General features: G+C 65.7%; 24 protein-coding genes. 14 read left to right on the forward strand and 10 right to left on the reverse strand.

Annotation, left to right across the window (positions count from 1 at the left end):
- Window positions 1-24: 24 nt before the first annotated feature.
- Both ACOAPY_RS01470 and ACOAPY_RS01475 read right to left on the reverse strand, forming a co-directional pair.
- Window positions 25-927 (reverse strand): D-hexose-6-phosphate mutarotase, encoded by a 903-nt coding sequence (locus ACOAPY_RS01470; protein WP_465154778.1) that lies wholly within the window; start codon window positions 925-927, stop codon window positions 25-27.
- 217 nt (window positions 928-1,144) lie between these two features.
- Window positions 1,145-1,549: an acyl-CoA thioesterase gene (locus ACOAPY_RS01475; protein WP_021702135.1), complete on the reverse strand. Its 405-nt coding sequence runs from the start codon at window positions 1,547-1,549 to the stop codon at window positions 1,145-1,147.
- 180 nt (window positions 1,550-1,729) lie between these two features.
- On the opposite strand from ACOAPY_RS01475, the gene ACOAPY_RS01480 reads away from it, so the two are divergent.
- The 7 genes from ACOAPY_RS01480 (at window position 1,730) to ACOAPY_RS01510 (ending at window position 11,077) form a co-directional block, all read left to right on the forward strand.
- A complete protein-coding gene (locus ACOAPY_RS01480) occupies window positions 1,730-3,037 on the forward strand; it encodes an MFS transporter (protein WP_465154779.1) in 1,308 nt (435 codons plus the stop codon).
- A gap of 153 nt (window positions 3,038-3,190) precedes the next feature.
- Complete coding sequence (locus tag ACOAPY_RS01485) at window positions 3,191-4,156, forward strand: PstS family phosphate ABC transporter substrate-binding protein (RefSeq protein WP_465154780.1); 966 nt, start codon at window positions 3,191-3,193, stop codon at window positions 4,154-4,156.
- Window positions 4,157-4,331: 175 nt separating this feature from the next.
- Window positions 4,332-6,611: an ABC transporter permease subunit gene (locus ACOAPY_RS01490; protein ID WP_465154782.1), complete on the forward strand. Its 2,280-nt coding sequence runs from the start codon at window positions 4,332-4,334 to the stop codon at window positions 6,609-6,611.
- Between the two features lie 76 nt (window positions 6,612-6,687).
- A complete protein-coding gene (gene pstA, locus ACOAPY_RS01495) occupies window positions 6,688-8,304 on the forward strand; it encodes a phosphate ABC transporter permease PstA (protein ID WP_465156678.1) in 1,617 nt (538 codons plus the stop codon).
- A 65-nt stretch (window positions 8,305-8,369) separates the two neighbouring features.
- Window positions 8,370-9,203: a phosphate ABC transporter ATP-binding protein PstB gene (gene pstB / locus ACOAPY_RS01500; RefSeq protein WP_076423666.1), complete on the forward strand. Its 834-nt coding sequence runs from the start codon at window positions 8,370-8,372 to the stop codon at window positions 9,201-9,203.
- 139 nt (window positions 9,204-9,342) lie between these two features.
- Window positions 9,343-10,071 carry a phosphate signaling complex protein PhoU gene (gene phoU, locus ACOAPY_RS01505; RefSeq protein ID WP_076582063.1) on the forward strand — a complete coding sequence of 243 codons (729 nt, stop codon included), beginning with the start codon at window positions 9,343-9,345 and terminating at the stop codon, window positions 10,069-10,071.
- Window positions 10,072-10,171: 100 nt separating this feature from the next.
- Window positions 10,172-11,077 carry a response regulator gene (locus ACOAPY_RS01510; protein ID WP_465154783.1) on the forward strand — a complete coding sequence of 302 codons (906 nt, stop codon included), beginning with the start codon at window positions 10,172-10,174 and terminating at the stop codon, window positions 11,075-11,077.
- Window positions 11,078-11,097: 20 nt separating this feature from the next.
- On the opposite strand, the gene ACOAPY_RS01515 is transcribed toward ACOAPY_RS01510, so the two are convergent.
- Window positions 11,098-12,006, reverse strand: a complete 909-nt coding sequence (locus tag ACOAPY_RS01515; protein ID WP_465154784.1) for a LysR family transcriptional regulator — start codon at window positions 12,004-12,006, stop codon at window positions 11,098-11,100.
- A 92-nt stretch (window positions 12,007-12,098) separates the two neighbouring features.
- Here ACOAPY_RS01515 and ACOAPY_RS01520 point away from each other — a divergent pair, with 92 nt between their 5' ends.
- A complete protein-coding gene (locus ACOAPY_RS01520) occupies window positions 12,099-12,602 on the forward strand; it encodes an SRPBCC family protein (protein ID WP_465154785.1) in 504 nt (167 codons plus the stop codon).
- A 71-nt stretch (window positions 12,603-12,673) separates the two neighbouring features.
- Here the strand turns inward: ACOAPY_RS01520 and ACOAPY_RS01525 are convergent, their stop codons facing one another.
- Window positions 12,674-14,167, reverse strand: a complete 1,494-nt coding sequence (locus tag ACOAPY_RS01525) for an acetyl-CoA hydrolase/transferase family protein (RefSeq protein WP_465154786.1) — start codon at window positions 14,165-14,167, stop codon at window positions 12,674-12,676.
- 240 nt (window positions 14,168-14,407) lie between these two features.
- Between ACOAPY_RS01525 and ACOAPY_RS01530 the strand changes: the two genes are divergently transcribed.
- Together ACOAPY_RS01530 and ACOAPY_RS01535 are read left to right on the forward strand one after the other, a co-directional pair.
- Complete coding sequence (locus tag ACOAPY_RS01530; protein ID WP_076582069.1) at window positions 14,408-15,304, forward strand: peptidoglycan DD-metalloendopeptidase family protein; 897 nt, start codon at window positions 14,408-14,410, stop codon at window positions 15,302-15,304.
- A gap of 89 nt (window positions 15,305-15,393) precedes the next feature.
- Window positions 15,394-15,666, forward strand: coding sequence for a hypothetical protein (locus ACOAPY_RS01535; RefSeq protein ID WP_076582071.1), 273 nt, complete (start codon window positions 15,394-15,396; stop codon window positions 15,664-15,666).
- Window positions 15,667-15,675: 9 nt separating this feature from the next.
- On the opposite strand, the gene ACOAPY_RS01540 is transcribed toward ACOAPY_RS01535, so the two are convergent.
- From ACOAPY_RS01540 to ACOAPY_RS01560, 5 genes are all read right to left on the reverse strand, one after another.
- Window positions 15,676-17,016, reverse strand: coding sequence for a hemolysin family protein (locus ACOAPY_RS01540; protein ID WP_465154787.1), 1,341 nt, complete (start codon window positions 17,014-17,016; stop codon window positions 15,676-15,678).
- A 74-nt stretch (window positions 17,017-17,090) separates the two neighbouring features.
- Window positions 17,091-18,395 (reverse strand): phosphate regulon sensor histidine kinase PhoR, encoded by a 1,305-nt coding sequence (phoR, locus tag ACOAPY_RS01545; RefSeq protein ID WP_465154788.1) that lies wholly within the window; start codon window positions 18,393-18,395, stop codon window positions 17,091-17,093.
- A 22-nt stretch (window positions 18,396-18,417) separates the two neighbouring features.
- Complete coding sequence (gene phoB, locus ACOAPY_RS01550; protein ID WP_076423673.1) at window positions 18,418-19,107, reverse strand: phosphate regulon transcriptional regulator PhoB; 690 nt, start codon at window positions 19,105-19,107, stop codon at window positions 18,418-18,420.
- Window positions 19,108-19,193: 86 nt separating this feature from the next.
- Window positions 19,194-20,087 (reverse strand): 4-hydroxybenzoate octaprenyltransferase, encoded by an 894-nt coding sequence (gene ubiA, locus ACOAPY_RS01555; protein ID WP_465154789.1) that lies wholly within the window; start codon window positions 20,085-20,087, stop codon window positions 19,194-19,196.
- A gap of 59 nt (window positions 20,088-20,146) precedes the next feature.
- Window positions 20,147-20,695 (reverse strand): chorismate--pyruvate lyase family protein, encoded by a 549-nt coding sequence (locus tag ACOAPY_RS01560; protein WP_465154790.1) that lies wholly within the window; start codon window positions 20,693-20,695, stop codon window positions 20,147-20,149.
- 231 nt (window positions 20,696-20,926) lie between these two features.
- On the opposite strand from ACOAPY_RS01560, the gene ACOAPY_RS01565 reads away from it, so the two are divergent.
- From ACOAPY_RS01565 to ACOAPY_RS01580, 4 genes are all read left to right on the forward strand, one after another.
- Window positions 20,927-21,094 carry a rubredoxin gene (locus tag ACOAPY_RS01565; RefSeq protein WP_021702151.1) on the forward strand — a complete coding sequence of 56 codons (168 nt, stop codon included), beginning with the start codon at window positions 20,927-20,929 and terminating at the stop codon, window positions 21,092-21,094.
- A 283-nt stretch (window positions 21,095-21,377) separates the two neighbouring features.
- Entirely contained in the window at window positions 21,378-21,650 is a 273-nt protein-coding gene (locus tag ACOAPY_RS01570) for an HU family DNA-binding protein (RefSeq protein ID WP_021702152.1), read from the forward strand.
- Between the two features lie 136 nt (window positions 21,651-21,786).
- A complete protein-coding gene (locus ACOAPY_RS01575) occupies window positions 21,787-22,185 on the forward strand; it encodes a helicase (protein WP_076582086.1) in 399 nt (132 codons plus the stop codon).
- Between the two features lie 70 nt (window positions 22,186-22,255).
- On the forward strand, window positions 22,256-22,984 hold the full coding sequence (locus ACOAPY_RS01580; protein WP_465154791.1) for a hypothetical protein: 729 nt from the start codon (window positions 22,256-22,258) through the stop codon (window positions 22,982-22,984).
- Between the two features lie 46 nt (window positions 22,985-23,030).
- On the opposite strand, the gene ACOAPY_RS01585 is transcribed toward ACOAPY_RS01580, so the two are convergent.
- Complete coding sequence (locus tag ACOAPY_RS01585; RefSeq protein ID WP_465154792.1) at window positions 23,031-24,440, reverse strand: HDOD domain-containing protein; 1,410 nt, start codon at window positions 24,438-24,440, stop codon at window positions 23,031-23,033.
- Between the last annotated feature and the right edge of the window lie 82 nt (window positions 24,441-24,522).

Raw genomic sequence — 24,522 nt, forward strand, 5'->3', positions numbered from 1 at the left:
AACCCGCGGCAGACAACGCGGGTCTCACTCGCCCTGTTCGCTCCACAGGCTCAGGCCCAGGCTGTGGTGTTCGCCGGGCGCCAGGGTCACGCAGTCGTCCCAGACATTCGCCGTCTCGATGCACAGCATGCGCTGCCAGGCTTCGGCGGCGAAGGCGGACAGGCGCTGGGCCTTGTCGATCCAGGGGTTCCACAGGATGGCCGAGCGCGAGCCGCGGGTTTCCAGCAGCAGCTCGCGGCGCCAGCCGGCGTCGTGCAGGTGCAGGCGCGGCGGCACATCCAGGTAGATGCGGTCGGTCTCGCCGGCGAAGCGCAGTTCGCCCTGCTGACGTTTTTCCTGCCAGTCCTCCAGCGTTTCGATGTAGCGGCAGCCGTCCAGGCCGCGCACGGCCACCTGGCGGATATCGCTGACGGCGAAGTAGCTGTGCAATGCCTGGCTCAGCGCCAGCGGTGCCGGGCCGAGGTTGTGGCTGGTCAGGTCCAGGTGCAGGCGTTCGTCCAGGCGGATGTCCAGCTCGACGCGGGCCGCATGCGGCCAGTCGGCCAGCGGCTGCTGGCGGCTGTCGAAGGTGAAGCGCAGGTGCACGGCCTCGCCTTCGCTGTCGATGCCCTGCAGCTGCCAGTCCAGCGCGCGCACGCCGCCGTGGAAGGGCGCGGCGCCCAGGTTGTCATGCTGCGCCTGCAGCGCCAGCGGGTTGCGGCCGAGGTCGCCGAACCAGGGCCAGCACACCGGCACCCCGCCGCGCACCGACTGCTGGCGCTGATAGGCCGCCTGCTCGCTGAGCCAGATCAGCGGCGGCTGCTCGCCACGCTGGTAACTCAGTAGCTGGGCGCCCTGTTGCGCCACCAGCAGCTCGGCATCGCCCAGGCGCACGCGCCAGCAGGTCAGTTCTCCCAGTTCGATGCGTTCAATCTGTGCCTGGCTCATGCCTTGTCTCCCGAAAGTCCCGGTGTATTTGATGCCAGTTGGCGGGAAAGGCCAAGGGTTGAGCGTTCGCCTTGCGGGAGGGCGTTGCCTGCCTGGCCCTCACCCCCGGCCCCTCTCCCGGGGGAGAGGGGAGGCCAGCGCATGGCTGGCGGGATGTTCGCGGAGTACTCCCTCTCCCTCCGGGAGAGGGCTGGGGTGAGGGAAAGCGGGCGCCAGCTCAGCCGCGGCGCGGTGGGACCGGGCGGGTGCGGCCGCTGCCGTCGATGGCGACGAACACGAACACCGCCTCGGTGACCTTGCGCCATTCGCTGGACAGCGGGTCGTCGCTCCATACCTCGACCAGCATCTGGATCGAGCTGCGGCCGATCTCCAGCGCCTGGGTATAGAAGGACAGCTGTGCGCCGACGGCTACCGGCACCAGGAAGGCCATGCGGTCGATGGCCACGGTGGCGACACGGCCGCCGGCCACCTTGCTGGCCATGGCGGTGCCGGCCAGATCCATCTGCGAGACCAGCCAGCCGCCGTAGATGTCGCCGAAACCGTTGGTTTCACGCGGCAATGCGGTGATCTGCAAGGCGAGGTCGCCCTGGGGAATGGGGTCTTCCTGTTCGAGTTCGATCATGCTGCTGGGGCCCGAAGTGGGTTCTTGTCATTGGCTGGCCGCGCGGGCCGTGCGCAGTATATAGAGGCGAGCGTCAAAGAACGACCGCAGGGTTCCGCTTTCCGCCAGAAAACTGTGGCAAGGCAGCATGATTTGCTATGGTGCGGCGCAGCCTTGCCATTCCAATAATGAAGCCTTCCTATGTCCGTCGAGCATGTCCCAACCGCGCCCGTGGCGCGCCCGCTGAACCGCAGCGACTACAAGACCCTCTCGCTCTCCGCCCTGGGCGGCGCGCTGGAGTTCTACGACTTCATCATCTTCGTGTTCTTCACCGCCGTGCTGAGCAAGCTGTTCTTCCCGGCCGACATGCCGGAATGGCTGCGCCAGCTGCAGACCTTCGGCATCTTCGCCGCCGGCTACCTGGCGCGGCCGCTGGGTGGCATCGTCCTGGCGCACTTCGGCGACCTGCTCGGGCGCAAGCGCATGTTCACCCTGAGTATCTTCCTGATGGCGGTGCCGACCCTGCTCATGGGCCTGCTGCCGACCTACGCGCAGATCGGCATCTGGGCGCCGCTGGCGCTGCTGGCCCTGCGCGTGATGCAGGGCGCCGCTATTGGTGGCGAGGTGCCGGGCGCCTGGGTGTTCGTCGCCGAACACGTACCGGCGCGGCGCATCGGCCTGGCCTGTAGCACCCTGACCGCCGGCCTGACCGCCGGCATCCTGCTCGGCTCGCTGGCCGCCAGTGCGATCAACCGCCTGTTCACCCCGGAAGAGATCGCCGCCTACGCCTGGCGGATTCCCTTCCTGGTCGGCGGCCTGTTCGGCCTGATGGCCATGTACCTGCGCCGCTGGCTGCATGAGACGCCGGTGTTCGCCGAGCTGCAGCAGCGCCAGTCGCTGGCCGCCGAACTGCCGCTCAAGGCGGTGGTGCGCGAGCATCGTCCGGCCATCCTGCTGTCCATGCTGCTGACCTGGGTGCTGTCGGCCGGCATCGTCGTGGTGATCCTGATGACCCCGACCCTGCTGCAGAGCCAGCATGGCTTCAGCCCGGCCGACACCCTGGCGGCCAACGGTGTGGCCATCGTCTGCCTAAGCGTTGGCTGCGTGCTGGCCGGCCTGGCCGCCGACCGCTTCGGCCCGGGGCCGACCTTTCTGGTCGGCGGCCTGCTGCTGCTCGGCAGCTCGTCGCTGTTCTATTCGCAGATCAAGGCCAGTCCCGAGCTGCTGATGCCGCTCTACGCCCTGGCTGGCCTGTGCGTGGGCATGATCGGCGCCATCCCGATGGTGATGGTCAAGGCCTTCCCCGCCGTGGTGCGTTTTTCCGGCCTGTCGTTCTCCTACAACCTGGCCTATGCGGTGTTCGGTGGCCTGACGCCGGTCCTGGTGAGCCTGCTGCTGAAGTGGAACCCGCTGGGGCCCGCCTATTACGTTGGCGCACTGTGCCTGCTGTTCATGCTGATCGGCGCGCTGCTGTGGCGCCGCGAAGAGCGTCAGGCGGCGCTGGCCTGATCCCGGCAGCGTTTCAAGAGAAGGCCCGTTCGCGGGCCTTTATCTTTTTCGTGCGCTTTAATCTGATTGTCACAATCCAGTCATAGAGTATTCATGCGGCCTACAGATACTTGGGCCCGTTCCATCACAACCCCTTCCTGCTAGGAGCAAGGCATGAAACTCAAGCGTTTGATGGCGGCCCTGACCTTCGCCGCTGCCGGCGTAGGCGCTGCATCCGCGTTCGCCGCCGTCGACCCGGCCATCCCGGGCTATGAAAAGACTTCCGGTGTCTCGGGCAACCTGTCCAGCGTCGGTTCCGACTCCCTTGCCAACCTGATGACTCTGTGGGCCGAGGAGTACAAGAAGAACTACCCGAACGTGAACATCCAGATCCAGGCCGCCGGTTCTTCCACCGCGCCGCCCGCTCTGACCGAGGGTACCGGTAACCTGGGCCCGATGTCCCGCGCCATGAAGGACAACGAACTGCAGGCCTTCGAGGCGAAGTTCGGCTACAAGCCGACCGCCGTGCCGGTGGCCATCGACGCCCTGGCCGTGTTCGTGCACAAGGACAACCCGATCAAGCAACTGACCATGCAGCAGGTCGACGGCATTTTTTCCGCCAACTACCTGTGTGGTGGTAGCAACGTGAAGACCTGGGGTGATCTGGGCCTGACCGGCGAGTGGGCTGACAAGCCGGTCCAGCTGTTCGGTCGTAACTCGGTATCCGGTACCTATGGTTACTTCAAGGAAACGGCTCTGTGTAAGGGTGACTTCAAGGGCAACGTCAACGAGCAGCCGGGTTCGGCCTCCGTGGTCCAGTCCATCTCCAGCACCGTCAACGCCATTGGTTACTCGGGTATCGGCTACCGTACCGCCAGCGTCCGCGCCGTTCCTCTGGTGAACAAGAGCGGTGAAATCGAGGAAGCCAACGAGACCAACGCCCTGTCCGGCAAGTACCCGCTGGCTCGCTTCTTCTACGTTTACGTGAACAAGGCGCCGAACAAGCCGCTGAGCCCGCTGGAAGCCGAATTCATCAAGCTCGTGCTGTCCCAGCAGGGCCAGCAGGTGGTGGTGAAGGATGGCTACATCCCGCTGCCGCTGAAAGTGATTGAGAAGACCAAGAAGGAACTGGGTCTGTAATCAGCCCCAGAGGCGCGTCGGGCCCCATCCCCGGCGCGTCCAAGGCACGCCCGCTACTCTTTTGAGTCGCGGGCGTTGTCGCGTCACCGCTCTGTAATCTTTCTGTCATACAACGCGGATAGATTGACGTACCTCACATTGAGCGGGCTGTGTCCGCCGCGCCCGAGAACTCCTCATGAATGACCTGGCCAATAACCGCATGAGTGCTTCCAACAGCCACCGGATCGATTTCGATACCCCCGTCCTGCAACGCAAGCGGCGCATCCGCGCCCTCAAAGACCGCATGGCGCGCTGGTACGTGTCCATTGGCGGTCTGGCGGTGCTGGGCTGCATTACCCTGATCTTCTTCTACCTCGCCTACGTGGTGGCACCGCTTTTCGGTGGGGCCGACGTGGAGGCCCGCGAGCCGCAGCAGCCGGCCTGGCTGGCTGGCCAGGGCGAGGCTTTGCTGCTGGCCGTGGAAGAGCAGAACAAGGTCGCTATGCGCCTGTCACGCAGCGGCCAGGTGCAGTTCTTCGGCCTCAAGGATGGCGTGGCCATGAACGACTATCAGCTGGCCCTGCCGGCTGGTGCCAGCATCGTTTCGGTGGTGGAGGACCAACCTGGCAGCCACCGTATAGCGCTCGGCCTGTCCAACGGCCAGGTGCTGGTGTTCAAGCACGTCTACAAGGTTAGCTACCCGAACAACGTCAAGACCATCACGCCGCAGTTGGAATACCCCTTCGGCGAGGCCCCGATTACGCTCGACCCGCAGGGGCGCCCGCTGGAACATGTGGCCATCAGCGAGAACGACGACAGCCTGATGCTCAGTAGCTCGGTTGGTGCCGAGCTGCAACTGCTGAACATCAGCCGTGAAGAGAACATGATGACCGGCGAGGTCACCCTCGAAGAGACCCGCATCGACCTGCCGCAGATCGCCGAGCCGATCAAGGCGATGATCATCGACCCGCGTCAGCAGTGGCTGTTCGTGATCAACGGCAAGGCCACCGCCGATGTCTTCGACCTGCGCAGCAAGACCCTCAATGGGCGCTACACCCTGCTCCAGGGCGACGCCGAAGTCAGCACGGTGAATCCGCTGCTGGCGGGTATCTCGCTGATGATCGGTGACAGCAAGGGCGGCATCGGCCAGTGGTTCATGGTGCGTGATGCCGATGGCAAGTCCGCGCTCACCCACATTCGTGGCTTCCAGCTCGGTGATGCGCCCATCACCCAGATCATTCCCGAGGAGCGTCGCAAAGGCTTCGTGGCCCTGGACAGCGAAGGCCGCCTGGGCATCTTCCACAGCACCGCGCATCGCACCCTGCTGACCGAGCAGGTTGTCGAAGGCGGCGCCATCGGCGCCCTGTCGCCGCGCGCCAATCGCCTGCTGCTGGAGTCCAAGGCCGGGCTGCAGCGCTTCTACATCGACAACCCGCATCCGGAGATCTCCTGGAGCTCGCTGTGGGGCAAGGTGTGGTACGAGAGCTACGACGAGCCCAAGCACATCTGGCAGTCCACTTCTGCCAACAGCGACTTCGAGCCCAAGATGAGCCTCGCGCCGCTGACCTTCGGTACCCTCAAGGCGGCCTTCTACGCCATGCTGCTGGCCGCACCGCTGGCCATCTGCGCGGCCATCTACACCGCCTACTTCATGGCCCCGGCCATGCGCCGCAAGGTCAAGCCGGTGATCGAGCTGATGGAAGCGCTGCCGACGGTGATCCTCGGCTTCTTCGCCGGCCTGTTCCTGGCGCCTTATGTCGAGGGCCATCTGCCGGGCATCTTCAGCCTGTTGCTGCTCACGCCAGTGGGTGTGCTACTCGCCGCCTATGCCTGGAGCCGTCTGCCGGAGCGCATTCGTCTTCTGATTCCTGAAGGCTGGGAAGCGGCGCTGCTGATTCCGGTGATCCTGCTGGTCGGCGCCGGTTCGCTGGGCATGAGTGGCCACCTGGAGAACTGGTTCTTCGGCGGTGACATGCGCCTGTGGATCAGCAACGATCTGGGCATCACCTTCGACCAGCGCAACGCCCTGGTGGTGGGCCTGGCCATGGGCTTCGCGGTGATCCCGAACATCTACTCGATTGCCGAGGACGCGGTGTTCAGCGTGCCCAAGAGCCTGACCTTCGGCTCCCTGGCGCTGGGCGCCACGCCCTGGCAGACCCTGACCCGAGTGGTGATCCTCACCGCCAGCCCGGGCATCTTCTCGGCGCTGATGATCGGCCTGGGCCGTGCCGTCGGCGAAACCATGATCGTGCTGATGGCCACCGGCAACACGCCGATCATGGACATGAACATCTTCCAGGGTCTGCGCACGCTGGCCGCCAACGTGGCGGTGGAGATGCCGGAATCCGAGGTGGGTAGCAGCCACTACCGCGTGCTGTTCCTCTCCGCGCTGGTGCTGCTGAGCTTCACCTTCGTGATGAATACCCTGGCGGAGCTGATCCGCAACCGCCTGCGCAAGAAATACGCGTCGCTCTGAGAACTGGGAGTAGTCCGTGAAACGCAAAGAGCAAAACTTCAAGTCCTGGTTCAAGAGCGGTGCGCCCTGGGTATGGATGACCGCGGGTGGCGTATCCATCTCGGTGATCATGACCATCGGCCTGCTCGCCGTGATTGCCGTACGTGGCCTCGGCCACTTCTGGCCGGCCGACGTGGTCGTGGCCAACTATCAGGTGCCCGGCGAAGCCGCCCGCGTGATGGCTGGCGAGCGGGTGCAGGAAGAGCAGGTGCCGCGTGCACGCCTGGCCGCCGCTGGCCTGCCGGTGGATGTGCAGGGCGGCGAGTTCATGACTCGCGAACTGTACAAGGTCGGCAACCGTGAGGTTTACGGCGCCGACTTCAGCTGGGTAGTGGCCGAGTGGCTGAGCGAACCGCGCACCCCGCAGGATATCGTGGTGCTCGAGCGCCGCGAGTGGGGCAACTTCTATGGCAACCTGCTGAACGTCAAGCAGGATGGTCAGCTGGTCGCCGAGGGCGACGCCGCCTGGGGCGAACTGCAGGCCCGTATCGCCCGCGTCGACGAACTGCATGCGCAACTGGTGCGGCTGGAGAAGAAAGAGATCGGTCGCATCAACCACGGTCTGGAGCGCCTGCGCCTGGAAGGCCGTGGGCTGGAGCTCGAGGGGCGCCTGGATGCGGCTGCACAGGCCGATCTCGATGCCCGTCGTGCCGAGCTTGACGCTCAGTACAAGGGCCTCGAGTCCGAGCTGGCCGACCTCAACCAGCAGCTGGCGCGCGACAGCGTGACGGTGAAGACCGTTGAAGGTCGCGAGCAGGAGATTGCCCTGAGCAAGGTGGTGCGCGCCTACCAGCCGAACGCGATGGGCGTGGGTGCCAAGATCGGCTTCTACTTCGCCAAGCTGTGGGAGTTCCTCAGCGACGAGCCGCGTGAAGCCAACACCGAGGGTGGCATCTTCCCGGCCATTTTCGGCACCGTGATGATGACCCTGATCATGGCGGTGATCGTGACCCCGTTCGGCGTCCTGGCCGCCATCTACCTGCGTGAGTACGCCAAGCAGGGCACCCTGACCCGTATCATCCGTATCGCCGTGAACAACCTGGCCGGGGTGCCGGCCATCGTTTACGGCGTGTTTGGCCTGGGCTTCTTCGTCTATGTGCTGGGTGGCTCGATCGACCGCCTGTTCTTCCCCGAGTCCGCGCCGGCGCCGACCTTCGGTACCCCGGGCCTGCTGTGGGCGTCGCTGACCCTGGCGATTCTCGCCGTGCCGGTGGTGATCGTCGCCACCGAGGAAGGTCTGGCGCGTATCCCGCGTGCCCTGCGCGAGGGTTCCCTGGCGCTCGGCGCGACCAAGGCCGAGACTCTGTGGAAGGTGGTGCTGCCGATGGCCAGCCCGGCCATGATGACCGGCCTGATCCTCGCCGTGGCGCGTGCCGCCGGTGAAGTGGCGCCGCTGATGCTGGTTGGCGTGGTCAAGCTGGCCCCGGCGCTGCCGGTGAGCGGCAACTACCCGTACCTGCACCTGGACCAGAAGATCATGCACCTGGGCTTCCACATCTACGATGTTGGCTTCCAGAGCCCCAACGTCGAGGCCGCCCGCCCGCTGGTGTACGCCACCGCGTTCCTGCTGGTGCTGGTCATCGCACTGCTCAACCTGAGCGCTGTCTTCATCCGCAACCACCTGCGCGAGAAGTACAAGGCGCTGGATCATTGATTAACTGCGCCGCCGCAGCGTCGGCTGCGGCGGCCTGAACGATTTGTTAGCGTAGGGAGCCTCCCATGCAGCACGAAGTACAGACCCACGGTATCGACATGGCCGCCCTTGGCCGCGAGAAGCAAAGCCTCAACTTGGCCGAGGAGAAGGTCGCCCTGGAAGTACCGGGCCTGAACCTGTTCTACGGTGACAAGCAGGCGCTGTTCGATGTGTCGATGAACATTCCCAAGCAGCGCGTCACGGCGTTCATCGGCCCGTCCGGTTGCGGCAAGTCGACCCTGCTGCGCACCTTCAACCGCATGAACGACCTGGTCGACGGTTGCCGTGTGGACGGCCAGATCCTGCTCGACGGCCAGGACATCTATCAGAAGGGCGTGGATGTTGCCGAGCTGCGCCGTCGCGTCGGCATGGTGTTCCAGAAGCCCAACCCGTTCCCCAAGAGCATCTATGAGAACGTGGTGTATGGCCTGCGCATCCAGGGTGTGAACCAGAAGCGCGTGCTCGACGAGACCGTCGAGTGGGCGCTGAAGAGCGCCGCCCTGTGGGACGAGGTGAAGGATCGTCTGCACGAGTCCGCCCTGGGCCTGTCCGGTGGCCAGCAGCAGCGTCTGGTGATCGCCCGTACCGTGGCGGTGCAGCCGGAAGTGCTGCTGCTCGACGAACCCTGCTCGGCGCTGGACCCGATCTCCACCCTCAAGGTCGAAGAGCTGATCTACGAGCTGAAGAGCAAGTACACCATCGTCATCGTTACCCATAACATGCAGCAGGCCGCGCGGGTTTCCGACTACACCGCGTTCATGTACATGGGCAAGCTGATCGAGTTTGGCGACACCGATACCCTGTTCACCAACCCGGCGAAAAAACAAACCGAAGATTACATCACCGGCCGTTACGGTTAATGCAGGACAGTCCCCTCTCCCCTTGGGAGAGGGTTAGGGTGAGGGTGCTTCAGGCCAGGCCGGGCTTCCTCATCCGAACGCGGCCCGCCCCCTCCTCCGCTGAGAGAGGGGAGACAGAAGCACTGCCAAGGACTTCAAGATGATCAACAAAGACAGCCTCACCCATCACATCTCTCAGCAGTTCAACGCCGAGCTGGAGGAAGTGCGCAGCCACCTCCTGGCGATGGGCGGTCTGGTCGAGAAGCAGGTCAACGATGCGGTCACCGCGCTGATCGAGGCCGACTCCGGCCTGGCCCAGCAGGTGCGCGAGATCGATGACCAGATCAACCAGATGGAAACCAATATCGACGAGGAGTGCATGCGCATCCTCGCCCGCCGCCAGCCGGCCGCTTCCGACCTGCGCCTGATCATCAGCATCTCCAAGTCGGTGATCGATCTGGAGCGCATCGGTGACGAAGCCTCGAAGATCGCCAAGCGCGCCATCGAGCTGAGCGAGAATGGCGAGGCGCCGCGCGGCTATGTCGAGGTGCGCCACATCGGCGACCAGGTGCGCAAGATGGTGCAGGAGGCGCTGGACGCCTTCGCCCGCTTCGATGCTGACCTGGCGCTGTCGGTGGCGCAGTACGACAAGACCGTCGACCGCGAGTACAAGACCGCCCTGCGCGAGCTGGTCACCTACATGATGGAAGACCCGCGTGCCATTGGCCGCGTGCTGTCGATCATCTGGGTATTGCGTTCGCTGGAGCGCATCGGCGACCACGCGCGCAACATCGCCGAGCTGGTCATCTACCTGGTGCGCGGTACCGATGTCCGTCACATGGGGCTGGCGCGCATGCAGGAAGAGGTAAAGGGCGGCAAGTCCGAATAGGACGGCGACCACCGCGCTCGGTCATGTGCCGAGTGCGGGTGGTTGGCGTTGGGCCTGTTTCCGCAGCTATGCTTGTCGACATCGTTGTCGGGAGTGGTCGATGAGCAAAGTCAGTGTGCTGGTGGTGGACGACGCCACCTTTATCCGCGATCTGGTGAAGAAGGGCCTGCGCGATCATTTCCCCGGCGTCCAGATCGAGGAAGCGGTCAATGGACGCAAAGCCCAGCAGATGCTCGCCCGCCAGCCGGCCGACCTGATCCTGTGCGACTGGGAAATGCCGGAGATGTCCGGTCTCGAGTTGCTCACCTGGTGCCGTGAGCAGGAGAGCCTCAAGGTCGTTCCCTTCATCATGGTGACCAGTCGCGGCGATAAAGAGAACGTGGTTCAGGCCATCCAGGCCGGTGTGTCCGATTACATCGGCAAACCCTTTTCCAACGACCAGCTGGTGACCAAGGTCAAGAAGGCGCTGCACCGTGCCGGCAAGCTGCAGGCGCTGATGGCGAGCGCGCCACCGAAGATGCTCAGCTCGGGGGGGCTGGCCAACGACTCGCTGGCGGCGCTGACCGGCGGCAAGGCCGAGGTGGTCAAGCCGGCTGCCAAAGCTACTCCCGCAGCGGTGGCAGCCCCTGTTTCAGCGCCGACAGCGGCAAAGCCCTCGGCCAACAACGGTGGCCGCGGCCAGGGCCAGCTGCGCTTGCCCGGTGGCAGCATGGCCTGTGTGATCAAGGCGCTGAGCCTCAAGGAGGCGCTGCTGGTAGTCAGGCGCGCCGAGTTGCTGCCGCAGGTGCTGGAAAGTGCGGTGCTTGACCTCGAGCAAGGCGAGGCTGCGGAAACCGCACGTCTCAATGGCTACCTGCATGCGGTAGCCGCGCTGGAGCCCAAGCCGGACAGCGAGTGGCTGCAGCTCACCTTCAAGTTCGTCGACAAGGACCCGCAGAAGCTCGACTACCTGTCGCGCCTGATCGCCCGCGGCACCGCGCAGAAGCATTTCGTTCCGGGCGCCTAGTCCGGCGCCTGCTCGCTCCCTCAATCAGCCTCGCGGCAGACCTCGACTAGCAGCTCGCGCAGCCAGCGCTGCGCGCCATCACGGTGGCTGCGTTCGTGCCAGGCCAGGGTCTTGGTAAAGCCGGGAATCGCCAGTGGCGGCTCGACGCTCAACAAGCCCTCGGCCTGCTGTGCCAGGCGGCTCGGCACCACGGCGAGCAGGTCACTCTGGCGCAGGATCTGCGGCAGAACCAGGAAGCTGGTGAGCGACAGGCTCACTCGCCGCGCGAGGCCAAGGCCGGCCAGCGCCTCGTCGGTGACGCCGCTGAAGCCGCCGCCCTGATAGGACACCAGCGCGTGCTCGAGGGCGCAGAAGTCCTGCAGCGACAAGCCGCCAGTGGCCAGCGCCGGATGCCCGGCGCGCAACAGGCAGACGTAGCGCTCGTCGAACAGCGGCCGCGCGTGCAGCTCGCCTGGTGTGTTCTGCGGGGTGACCAGGGCCAGGTCGATGGCGCCGCGCTCGAACTGCTCCAACAGCTGCATGCCCTGCACCGGCAGCACCGCTACGCGAATGCCCGGCGCGCGCTCGCGCAGCGCGGCGAGGAAGGGCACCACCACGGCGCTCAGGGCATAGTCGGTGGCGGCCAGGCGCAGGGTCAGCTCGGCGCTGCGTGGGTCGAAGTGCGCCGGCTGCAGCAATTGCTCGATATCGCTGAGCAGCTGCTTGACCGGCGCGGCCAGCTCCAGCGCACGGGCAGTGGGCAGCATGCCGCGCTGGGCGCGGACGAACAGCGGGTCGCCGAAGCTATCGCGCAGGCGCACGAGCATGCCGCTGACCGCCGGCTGGGTCAGCGCCAGGCGCTGGGCGGCGCGGGTCACGCTGCGCTCGTCGAGCAGGGCGTCCAGGGTCTTGAGGAGGTTGAGGTCGAGGTTTCTGATATCAGGCTTCACGATGGCGAAGATACCAAATGGCGATTGGCCTTATTTTAGGTCGGCCGCCCATCATGTGCTCAGTCGATTCTTCCTGTTCGAGGAGCACACAGATGAACGCTATCCACTGGCCCGAGGGCTATCTGCCGGGCACCACCGAAAACTTCGCCAGCAACGAGGTGATAGTCGCCGGCCTCGATGCCGCTACGGTCTGGCCGCTGCTCAGCCACCCGCAGCGCTGGCCCGAGTACTACAGCAATTCCGCCAACGTGCGCTTCTACGACGGTACCGGCCCGCAACTGGCCGAGGGCGTGCGCTTCTACTTCGAGACCTTCGGCTTCCCGGTCGAGGCGCAGTGCAACGAATTCGTCCCGCCGCAGGGCGAGCAGCCGGGACGGGTGGCCTGGCATGGCTGGGCGGGGGAGGGCGACACGCGCCTGGATGTGCACCACGCCTGGCTGATCGAGAACTTGCCCGGCGACCGCGTGCGCATCCTCACCCAGGAAACCCAGCGCGGTAAGCCTGCGGAGGAGCTGGCCCGCGCCCGGCCCAACCCGATGATCAACGGCCACCAGGACTGGCTGGACGGGCTGGTCGCTGCCGCCCACGCGCAGTGATCGAGCGCCCATAAAAAAGCCGCTCCCGATCGTGTCGGGAGCGGCTTGGTCATTCGAGCCGTGGCCCGAAATCAGCCGGCCAGCATGCGCCCGCACTCTTCCAGGTTGATGTGCCACTGCAACGCTTCGCGCAAGATGTGCGGGGTATGGCCACCCTTGGCGCAGGCCCGCGCGAAGTAGTCGTTCAGCGCGCCACGGAAGTCCGGGTGCACGCAGTTGTCGATGATCGCCCGGGCGCGCTCGCGCGGGGCCAGGCCACGCAGGTCGGCCAGGCCCTGCTCGGTGACCAGGATGTCGACGTCGTGCTCGCTGTGGTCGACGTGGCTGACCATCGGCACCACGCTGGAGATCGCCCCGCCCTTGGCGATCGACTTGCTGACGAAGATCGCCAGGTGCGCGTTGCGGGCGAAGTCGCCGCTGCCGCCGATGCCGTTCATCATCCTGGTGCCGCCGACGTGGGTCGAGTTGACGTTGCCGTACAGGTCGAACTCCAGCGCCGTGTTGATGCCGATGATGCCCAGGCGTCTGACGATCTCCGGATGGTTGGAGATTTCCTGCGGGCGCAGTACCAGCTTGTCCTTGTAGCGCTCCAGGTTGCCGAATACCCGCGCGTTGCAGCGCTCCGACAGGGTGATCGAGCAGCCCGAGGCGAAGCGCATCTTGCCGGCATCGATCAGCTCGAAGGTGGAGTCCTGTAGCACCTCGGAGTACATCTCCAGATCCTCGAAGGGCGATTCCAGCAGGCCGCACATCACCGCGTTGGCGATGCTGCCGATGCCGGCCTGCAGCGGGCCGAGGTTCTGCGGCAGGCGCCCGGCCTCGACTTCGCGGCCGAAGAAGGCGATCAGGTGATCGGCAATGGCCTGGGTCTCGGCGTCCGGTGCGGTGACGGTGGAATAGGAGTCGGCCTGCTCGGTGATGACGATCGCGGCGATCTTGTCCGCCGGGATAGGGATCGCGCCGCTGCCGATGCGCTGGTCGGCGCGCACCAGCGGGATCGGCGTGCGGGTCGGCCGGTAGGTCGGGATGTAGATGTCGTGCAGGCCTTCCAGGTTGGGGTTGTGCGCCAGGTTGATCTCGACGATCACGCGCTCGGCGAAGATCGCGAAGCTGGCCGAGTTGCCCACCGAGGTGGTCGGCACGATGTGGCCGTCCTCGGTGATGGCGACCGCTTCGATCACCGCGATATCCGGCTTCTTCAGCTGCAGGTTGCGGATCTGCTCGACGGTGTCGGACAGGTGCTGGTCGATGAACATCACTTCGCCGGCGTTGATCGCCTTGCGCAGGGTGGCGTCGACCTGGAACGGCATGCGCCGAGCCAGCACGCCGGCCTCGGTGAGTTGTTTGTCGAGGTCGTTGCCCAGGCTGGCGCCGGTCATCAGGCTGATCTGCAGCGGCTGGCGGCGGGCGCGTTCGGCCAGCGCACGCGGCACCGCCTTGGCCTCGCCGGCGCGGGTGAAGCCACTCATGCCGACCGTCATGCCGTCCTCGATCAGCGCGGCGGCATCGCTCGCGCTCATCACCTTGTCCAGCAGGGCGGGTAGGCGGATGCGCTCGGAATACATGGGAACCTCGGCAGGCGGAAAAATCGAAGGCCGGCAGTCTAGGCGCCGCGCCGGCCCGCGCCAGTTCGACCAAGGTCGGATTGAGCGCTCTGCGCCGCACCTTTCGTCGGATATCGCGGATTTTCCCCGGCTGCTCCTGCCGATTGCCGCACAGCTCGCGCCGGCGAGGCTCGCGAGCCGCTTTCGGCGCTGCTAGTCTTGCCAGTCCCGGATACCAATAACCATTAGATCCGCGAACTTATGCTAGGGCGTTCAATCATTTTCTGCGCATTGCTGCTGGCCGCCGGCCAGGCCAGTGCGCTGACCATCTACAAGTATGTCGACCAGCACGGCACGGTGACCTATAGCGACAAGGCCGTGCCCGGTGCCCAGGTGTTCGTGTTCCGCGACCGCATGGTGGAGAAGCTCGACAACCTGGTGAAGCTGGAAACCAAGAAGCACGACGCCGGCGAGACGCTGGTGCTGCGCAACGATCTCTATGCGCCGGTGGAAGTCGAGCTGCGCCTGGAGCGTCTGGTCAATGTCGCCGGCGCCCCGGACGAGCCGATTCGCTGGGTGCTGCCGCCGCGCAGTCATATTCGGCTGACCACCCTGGCGCCGCTGGAAGCGGGCAAGCCGATGAGCTACAAGCCCCGGCTGCGCTATGCCATGGGCGACCCGCGCCTGCAGCCCCAGCTGTTCCGCTACCCGCTGCCCTGGCTGGGTGGCCCGTTCCGCCTGACCCAGGGGGCCAACGGCAAGTACAGCCACTTCACTCCCAAGGGCCGCTACGCGATGGACATCGCCATGCCCGAAGGTACGCCCATCGTCGCCTCGCGTGGCGGCATGGTGGTGAAAACCGAGAATCACCAGAGTGGGCGTGGCAACAACCCCTCCGGCAACTACGTGCGCATCCTCCACGACGACGGCACCATGGGTGTCTACCTGCACCTGATGCGTGGCTCGGTGGCGGTGCGCGAAGGTCAGCGCGTCGAGGCCGGCATGCAGATCGGCCGTTCCGGCAACACCGGCAACAGCACGGGTCCGCACCTGCACTTCGTGGTGCAGCGCAACGTCGGCCTGGCGCTGGAGTCCATCCCCTTCAACTTCGCCCAGCCGGTGGACAGCCTGCCCAACTTCGCCGTGGGCGGCGAGTAGCGCTGCCGGCCGTCGCCCCGTCGACTGGCGCGGGCGATCCGGTCTTATGGTGTCGGAACCGTCTTCCCGTCACCGCACGAGGCCAGACCATGAATAACCAGCACTGCATCTACCGTGACCACGTCATTCGCGCGGTGGTCATGGAGCATCCGGGTATCCCCACGCCCTGGGCGGCCGGCTGTCAGATCACCCTGGCGGACGGCCACGCCACCAAGCGCATCCCGTTGCCGCTGCGATTCGCCTTTCTGGCCGATCTGGACAGCGCCCAGCGCGCCTCGCTGGCCCACGGCAAGTGGCTGGTGGACCAGCATCTGGATCACGGCATGCGCCTGCTGGGCGCCGAGCAGGCGCGCGCGGCCTGAGGCGGGCGTTCAGTCCAGCCTGAGCACCTTGGCCAGGACGATCTTCGGGCCCTTCATCTTCTTGATGATGATGTGCAGGCCCTCGGTCTCGAGCATTTCGTCCTCTTCCGGCACCCGGTTGAGGCTCTCGTAGACCAGACCGGCCAGGGTCTCGGCCTCGATATGGTCAAGGTCGATACCGAGCAGGCGCTCGATCTTGAACAGCGGGGTGTCGCCACGTACCAGCAGCTTGCCCGGCTGGTAGGCGAGCACGCCGCGCTCGGCCTTGTGGTGCTCGTCCTGGATGTCGCCGACCAGCACTTCCAGCACGTCCTCCATGGTCAGGAAGCCGACCACCTTGCCGTCGGCTTCCTCGACCAGGGCGAAGTGCGCGCCGCCCTTGCGGAACGTCTCCAGCAGCTCGGACAGCGGCATGTGCTTGGTGACCCGCTCGATCGGCCGCATCAGATCGGCCAGGTTGAACTTGGATGGCAGCATCTCGAACAGTGACAGCTGCAGCAGCAGGTCCTTGATGTGCAGCACGCCGACGAAGCTGCCGCTGGCCTCGTCATACACCGGGTAGCGGCTGTACTTGTGCCGGCGGAACAGGGTGAACACTTCGTCGAGCTTGGCGTTCAGCGGCAGGTGCACCAGGTCCTCGCGCGAGTTGGCCCAGTCCACCACCTCCAGCTCGCCCATTTCCACGGCCGAGGCCAGTACGCGCATGTCCTGGTCGCTGGGATCGCGGGCGCGGCTGGAGTGAAGGATAAGCTTCAGTTCGTCGCGGCTGTAATGGTGCTCGTGGTGCGGCCCCGGCTCGCCCTGGCCGGCGAAGCGCAGGATGGCATTGGCACTGGCGTTGAGCAGGTAAATGGCCGGGTACATCAGCCAGTAGAAGGCATAGAGCGGTGCGGCCGTCCACAGCGACAGCAGCTCCGGCTTGCGGATCGCCCAGGATTTTGGCGCCAGCTCGCCCACCACGATGTGCAGGTAGGAAATGATGAAGAAGGCCACGAAGAAGGAGATGCCGTGGACCAGCTTCTGCGACTCGATGCCGATGGCGCTGAGCACCGGGGTGAGCAACTCGGCGAAGGCCGGCTCGCCGACCCAGCCGAGGCCGAGGGAGGCCAGGGTGATGCCCAGCTGGCAGGCCGACAGGTAGGCATCCAGCTGGCTGTGCACGGTCCGCAGGATGTGTCCGCGCCAGCCATGCTGCTCGGCAATGGCCTCGACCTTGGTCGAGCGCAGCTTGACCATGGAGAACTCGGCGGCGACGAAGAAACCGTTGAGCAGGACGAGGAACAGGGCGAACAGCACGAGGCCGAGATCGGCGAAGAGTGCGGAGGTGGAAAGGCTACTGGAAGGGTCCATCGGCGGCAGGGGCTAGCAAAAGATCGCTACAGGTTGGCGGCTGACGCCGGCGATTGCAAGCCGCGGCGCCGCCGCTACTCGCGGCGGCTGAGCTGCTGTGCCGGGAACTGGCAGGTGAAGGTGCTGCCCTTGCCCGGCACGCTGGCGATATCCAGCCGCGCCCGGTGGCGCAGCAGGACGTGCTTGACGATGGCCAGGCCCAGGCCGGTCCCGCCGGTATTGGAGGCACGGCTGGAGTCGACTCGGTAGAAGCGCTCGGTCAGGCGCGGCAGGTGCTTGGCCTCGATACCGATGCCATTGTCGGACACGCTGAAGTGCCCGCCCTGTTCATCGGCCCACCAGCGAATGCGGATCTCGCTTTCGTCCGGGCTGTACTTCACCGCGTTGAACACCAGGTTGGAGAACGCGCTGCGCAGTTCGGCCTCGCTGCCCTTGAGGCGTACCTGGTGGTCGGCCTCCAGACTGATGCGGTGGTTGCGGCTGCCGGACAGGGCCTGGGCGTCGTTGCGGATGGACAGCAGCAGCAGGTCCATCGCCACCGGCTGGTTATCCGAGGGGTAATCGGTGGCCTCCAGCTTCGCCAACAAAAGCAGGTCATTGAGCAGGTTCTGCATGCGCGAGCCCTGCTGCTGCATCTGCTGCAGGGCGCGCAGCCAGCGTGGGTTCACCTCCTCGACGTTGTCCAGCAGGGTCTCCAGGTAACCGGAGATGACGGTCAGCGGCGTACGCAGTTCATGGGAGACGTTGGCCACGAAGTCCTTACGCATCTGCTCCAACTGATGCAGACGGGTCACGTCACGAACGAACATCAGGTGCTCGTTGTTGCCGTAGCGGGTGATCTGCAGCTGCAGGCGCTGGCGGTCGCTGAGCGGCGAGGGGATCTCCAGCGCCTCCTGGTACTGGCCGGCTTCGAAGTACTCCTTGAAGCGCGGGTGACGGACCAGGTTGGTGATGGCCTGACCGCTGTCCTGCGGGGTCTTGAGCCCCAGCAACTGCTCGGCGGCGCGGTTCCACCATTCCAGGTTGCCCTCGCTGTCGAGCATGATCACCGCATCGCGCAGGGCAGCGGTGGACTCCTGCACGCGGTCGATCACCGCCTGCAGGCGACCGCGCACGCGCTGGTCGCGACGTTGCAGCTGGTAGATGCTGTCGAACACTTCGCCCCACAGGCCGTAGCCTTCGGGCGGCGCATCATCCGGCTGACGTTCGCGCAGCCAGGCATGCAGGCGTAGCAGTTGCTTGAGGTGCCACAGCAGGTAGGCGCCGAGACCGACGGCCAGGGCCCAGGCGTACTGACCCGTGATCAGGCCGACCAGGCTGCAGACCGCCAGCAATAACAACAGGCGGCGCACCAGGGCGCCGCGCCAGTTTGGGTTCACCTAGCGCTTCCTTACGACTGTTTCAGCTCTTGGTGGAGAAACGATACCCGGTGCCGCGTACGGTCTGCACCAGATTCTCATAGGCTTCACCCAGCGCCTTGCGCAGGCGGCGAATGTGTACATCCACCGTGCGCTCCTCGACATACACGTTGCCGCCCCAAACCTGGTCGAGCAACTGGCCGCGGGTATAGGCGCGCTCCTGGTGGGTCATGAAGAACTGCAGCAGGCGATACTCGGTGGGGCCCATCTCGGCCGGCTTGCCGTCGATGGTCACGCGGTGGCTGATCGGATCGAGCAGCAGGCCGCCGACTTCGATTGGCGACTCGCCGTCGCTCGGCGCGGTGCGGCGCAGCACGGCCTTCAGGCGAGCGACCAGCTCGCGCGGCGAGAAGGGCTTGGTGATGTAGTCGTCGGCACCGACTTCCAGGCCCTGGATCTTGTTGTCCTCTTCGCCCTTGGCGGTGAGCATGATGATCGGGATGTCGTCGGTCAGCTCGTCGCGCTTGAGGCGACGGGCCAGCTCAATGCCGCTGGTGCCGGGTAGCATCCAGTCGAGCAGGATCAGGTCCGGCTTGCGGTCCACGATCAGGGCATGTGCCTGCTGGGTATTTTCCGCCTCCAGGCAATCGTAGCCGGCCATCTCCAGGGCCACTGCGATCATCTCGCGGATCGGAGCTTCGTCGTCAACGATGAGGATGTTCTTGCCAACCATGGATCGAGCCTCGGGTCGTCTTGTCTGTGCGCCGCATTAGATAACGGAATTATTGCAGCGATATGACATCTCTGCGCCGGGCTTTTTCAGCGCAGCGCGTAGTCGACGACGATGCCTAGCAGAATCGCCAGGCCCGCCCAGTGGCTGTGCAGGAAGGCAGCGAAGCAGGCCTGTGGCTCGCGCTCGCGGGTGCTCCAGAACTCCCAGGCGAAGCAGGCGGCGGCGCCGAGCAGGCCGAGCAGGAACCAGATGCCCAGGCTGAAGCGCGCCCCGGCCATGGCCAGGCACAGCAGGGCCAGGCCCTGCAGGGTGAGAATGATCAGGCGGTCGGCCTCGCCGAACAGGATGGCGGTGGACTTGATGCCGATCTTCAGGTCGTCCTCGCGGTCGGTCATTGCGTAGTAGGTGTCGTAGGCCACCGTCCACAGCAGGTTGGCGATGTACAGCAGCCAGGCCTCCGGCGGCGGCAGCTCGCCGGTCACCGCACTGAAGGCCATCGGCATGCCCCAGCTGAAGGCTGCGCCCAGCACCACCTGCGGGTAGTAGGTGTAGCGTTTCATGAAGGGATAGCAGGCGGCCAGGGCCAGGCCGCCGAACGACAGCAGGATGGTGGTCAGGTTGGTGAACAGCACCAGTACGAAGCTCAGCGCCACCAGCACGGCGAACAGGATCAGCGCCTCGCGCGGGGTGACCCGCCCGTCGGCCAACGGGCGCCCCCTGGTGCGCGCCACATGGCCGTCGAAGTGACGGTCGGCGTAGTCGTTGATCACGCAGCCGGCGGCGCGCATGAACAGGGTGCCGAGGACGAAGATCAGCAGCCACTTGAGGTCCGGCATGCCCTTGCTCGCCACCCACAGGGCCCATAGGGTGGGCCACAGCAGCAGGTAGATGCCGATCGGCTTCTCCAGACGCATCAGCTGGACGAAGTCCCAGGTGCGCGGGTGAACGCGGTTGAGGGCGAGCAGGAAGGATTGGTACATCGGCGGGTCTCCGGTCCGGGTGCGCCGATTATACGAGCCTGCGCAGAGCAAGGGCGGCGCTAGTTCGCTGCCGCGTGATCCCAGAAAGCCGGCAGGAACACTTCCGCCACCAGCACGCCGAGGCCGTCGCGGCGAAAGCACGAACGACGCCCCCACAGCTGTTCGGCGCGCACCCTGTCCGGCAGCCAGGCCGCCGGGTAGCGGCAGGCCTGCAGCTCGCCGCGGACGAAAGCCCGGTCGCTGAACAGCAGTTCGCCGAGCGAGCGGCTGCCCAGCTTGCCCAGCTCGAAGCCGGAGCCCTCCAGAGCCTGGCGGGCGGCTACGCTGCGGGCGAACACCCAGGGCTGCCCGGCGCCCAGCAGGAACACCTCGCGTACCCAGCCCTGGCTGCCGGCCGGCACCTGCAGCGCGTTGCACTCGTCGGCGCGCAGTACCTCCCAGCCTTGTTGCAGCGGCTGCACGGTGAAGCACTCGGCGCTGAGGGTGGTGAGCCGCCGGGTCAGCGAGCCCTGGTCGAACAGCCAGTCACGCAGCAGCGGCGCGGGAGCCGGATGCAGCTGGGCGGCAGTGAGCCAACGGGGCGGATGGGCGAGGGCGGAGGAGGGCACGACAACGACTTCGGAGCTCGGGGACGGCGGCGAGCTTAGCACGACGAAGGGGCGCCCCGGAGACTTGCGCGGCGACGTCCATGTCAGTACAAAGCCTGCTGATTTCCGATGGTTCGCCATCCCCGACGGCCACCCCGCTGGGGCCGTCGCCCAAGGCGACGTTCAAATCGCTTACGGCGAATTTTTAACCAGGGCAACGTCCGCCAGAGACGGCCCACGATGAGGTAGAGCATGAAGAAGTGGCAATGTGTGGTCTGTGGCCTGATCTATGACGAGAGCCAGGGCTGGCCCGACGACGGCATCGCCCCTGGCACCCGTTGGGAAGACGTGCCGGCCGACTGGCTATGCCCGGATTGCGGTGTGGGCAAGGCCGACTTCGAGATGATCGAGATCGGTTGATCCGCTCTAGCACGGTGTATCGCAACGGCGGCCTGAGGGCCGCCGTTTGCTTTTCCGAGGGGATGAATCGGGCCATTGCAGTGCTTCTGGCGGAAATGGCAGGCGTTCTGTCGCTATCGTCGTGTTATCGGCCGTGCAAACCGCCCGGCGACACTGGCGCCATCCCGGATGGCGTGCCATTCTCCCGCAGGTCTGCCGCAGCGCAGAGCCGTTGCGGCGCCTTTGGCGCTGTTCCGGACGGACAGCACGGACACAACAACAACAAACCGTCAAAGAGGCATCTATGCGCAAACCTGAACTCGCCGCGGCTATCGCCGAAAAGGCTGATCTGACCAAAGACCAGGCCAACCGCGTACTCAACGCCGTGCTCGAAGAGATCACCAGCGCGCTGAACCGCAAGGACAGCGTCACTCTGGTCGGTTTCGGTACCTTCCTGCAGCGTCATCGCGGTGCCCGCACCGGCAAGAACCCGCAGACCGGTGCTCCGGTCAAGATCAAGGCCAGCAACACCGTGGCCTTCAAGCCGGGCAAGTCCCTGCGCGACGCCGTCAACTGAGCAAGTCACGGCCCGGAGCCGTGCGGCTCCGGGCCATTTCCCCTCGTGCGCAAGCCGCCCTATCTGACGGGATGTAGTGCGCCGCGCCATCCGCTACAATGCGCCGCCGATTTCATTACCCTCGAGGCTGCGTGCCATGAAATTCCGCTTTCTCCTCTGGATGCTGGGCCGTCTGATGGCCAAGGCCAGCCGTACCAATGCCGAATTCCAGCAGCAGCTGGAGGGCAAGGAGCTGGTGTTCCAGCTGCACACCCTCGACGGCAAGGTGGCCCGTCACTACCGGATCAAGGACAAGCGCGTCACCAGCCATGCCGGTGAGGCCCGCGAACCGGCCTTCGCCATCGGCTTCAAGGACGCCGTTTACGGCTTCGCCACCATGAATGCCAAGAACAAGCAATTGGCCTTCATGCAGGGTATCCAGAACAAGGACATCCAGATCCAGGGCAACCCGGCGCTGGTGATCTGGTTCCAGGGCCTGCTCAAGCACGTGGTGCCGAAGAAGAAAAAGAAGACCGAGGTCAAGAAAGCGGCCTGATCCGCTTTCCCTCGCTGGTTCGGCCCATGCCAGTTGGCTAGGCTGGGCCTTTGCCACGGAACCTTCGCCCATGCGCCTGTCCCACCTTCTGCTCGCTGCCCTGCTCATCGTGGCCGGCCCTGCGCTTGCCGCCGACAAGACGCTGGAGCGTGTGCTGGAACTGTCCGGCGTCAAGCTGCTGTGCGAACAGACCGCACCACTGCTGCAGCGCGGCATGCAGGCCGAGCAGCAGAAGGCTCTGCAGCAGGCCTTCGCGGCCGCTTCCCTGTGCAGCGATCTGGCTGTCAGGGTGGCCAAGCAGGTCAAGCGCGAGCAGCTGGATGCCGCGCTGAAACTGCTCGACAGCCCGTTGGCGCGGCATTTCACCGCCGCCGAGCGGGCCGTGGGCGAGGATGGTGGCCTGGCAGCCTACCGCCAGCAGCTGCAGGAGCGCCCGCCGTTGGGCAAGCGTCTGGAGCTGGTGCAGCGCCTGGACAAGGCCGCCCATACCACTGAACTGGCTACCCTGCTGCGCTACGAGGTGGGCAAGACCCAGGCTCTGCTGGCGCTGCGCGCCCGCGGCGGCGACCTCGACGAGAAGTCCCTGGCCGAGCAGACGGCGGCACAGGTGCCGCCGCTGCGCGAGTCCAGCGCCAAGGGCATCGAGGCCTTCATGCTGTACGCCTACCGGCAGACGCCCAGTGATCAGTTGGCCGAGTACGCCGCGTTGTACGAGCAGGCGCCGCTGCGGGCCGTGCTGGAGGCCAGCGCGCAGGCGCTGCCCGAAGTCTTCGCGGCGCGACGAGCCAAGCTCAAGTAAGTAAAAAGGGACCCTCAGGTCCCTTTTTTAATGCCTGGCGCCGCAGTCAGTGCGGGTGGTTGAACTGCGAGGCCAGTTCGCGCAGGGCGGCTTCGGCCTGCAGCACCTTGTCCAGTGCCTCTTCGGCCTTCTCGCGGGTCAGCCCAAGGCGCTCGAACAGCTCGTCCGGCAGATCATGCTGCGGGCCGCTGCCGATGCCGCGGCTGCGCAGCAGGTTGACCGCCAGGCACACCAGGTTCGGGTAGGCGGCGTGGGCGCCGTCGTAGCTCGGGTCGTGCTGGAAGCGCAGGGCGGTGGCCAGCTCCTCCGGCATATCCCAGAAGCGCATGAGCCAGGCGCCGATCTGCTCGCGGGTGATGCCCAGCAGGTGCTGTTCGATATAGCCGGCGCCCAGATGCGGATTGACCTCCAGGTGCCGGCAGATCAGCGAGAAGTGAGGCGGGAACACGTGCGCCAGGACCAGGTAGCCGAAGTTGTGCAGCAGGCCGGCGAGGTAGGTCAGGCCGGCTTCCGGACGCTGCGCACGCGGCATGGCGCGGGTCAGGCCCTCGATGATGGCGGCGGTGTAGATCGCCTGCTGCCAGTAGGGGGTGGCCTGTTGCGGCTGGTCCTTGGGCAGGCTGAGGGTCTTGCCCAGGGCCAGGCCGAGGGCCAGGTTGATCACCAGGTCGAAGCCCAGCACGCGGACGATGGCGTCTTCCACCGAGCGGATCTTGCCGGGCGCCGCGTAGTAGGGCGAGGCGGCCCAGCTGACCACCTGGGCGGCCAGCGCTGGATCGGTCTCGACCACGCCGGTGATGTCGTCCACGGTGGCGTCCGGGTCGACGCGCAGCTTGATGATCTTCTGCGCGGTTTCCGGCAGCGGCGGGATCTCGATGGTCTCTTCCAGGCGCTGCTGAATGCGCCGGGCGGTGAAGGCCTGCACCGCCTGGGTGATTTCGGCCCGATCATCGTCCGGGCGATTGAGGTTCGGGTGAATGCCCGTCAGCGGTTCGCCGAAGCGCGCGGCACTGGCCTTGGCCAGCAGGATGCTCTTGTAATGCTCGCTGCTGATCTCCAGCAGGACGCCAGGCTGACCGGATTCCACCAGCAGGCTGGGCTCCTGCAGCAGGCGCTCGTCGTACAGGCAGGGCGAACTGGTCAGCGGCGGCAGGCCGGGTAGCACGCCAAGGCTGTGCTTGGACAACATGCGTTCCATGCGCTCGGGCTTGACCGCAGTGAGCTTGCGACCCGTCAGTTCGGCCAGGCGATTGAGATCGAGCAGCTGGCTCTGCGGGAACAGCACCAGCATGGCGCCGACGGTGTCGTCGAGCAGGGCGGCCTGCACGCGACGGCTGGCGGCCAGGGCAGGGTGATCGGGACGGATGTGGCAGGGTACGCCGAGCTTCTCGAGGAGTTGCAGGATCACTGTCGGCGGACGCGGGGCAGTATCGGGAGCAAGGGCGACTTCGGTCATGGGGCGACATCCGGCAGGAACTACGTGCCTTGGAGTATAACCAGCGCCTTGCGGGGTTCGCTTGGCCGCCGGACGGGCGACC

It is taken from the genome of Pseudomonas stagnisoli, assembly GCF_048595745.1.
Lineage (GTDB): Bacteria > Pseudomonadota > Gammaproteobacteria > Pseudomonadales > Pseudomonadaceae > Aquipseudomonas > Aquipseudomonas alcaligenes_A.